Consider the following 209-nt stretch of genomic DNA (forward strand, 5'->3'; position numbering starts at 1 on the left):
GATGTTGGGTGGGTGACGGGTCACTCCTACATCATCTATGGGCCGCTGGCCAATGGCGCGACCACGCTGATGTTCGAGGGCGTGCCGACCTATCCCGATGCCAGCCGCTTCTGGCAGGTCTGCGAGAAGCATAAGGTCAACCAGTTCTACACCGCGCCGACGGCGATTCGCGCGCTGATGGGCCAGGGTGACGAATTCGTAACGAAATG

At 60.8% G+C, this 209-nt stretch carries 1 protein-coding gene; it reads left to right on the forward strand.

All coding sequences use genetic code 11. The features are described 5' to 3' along the window. Nucleotides 1-209, forward strand: a 209-nt coding sequence (locus tag D8Z78_RS24445) for an AMP-binding protein (RefSeq protein ID WP_164933095.1), incomplete at both ends; no start/stop codon positions are given.

Source organism: Tropicibacter alexandrii (assembly GCF_003667315.2).
In the GTDB taxonomy this organism is placed as follows: domain Bacteria; phylum Pseudomonadota; class Alphaproteobacteria; order Rhodobacterales; family Rhodobacteraceae; genus Tropicibacter; species Tropicibacter alexandrii.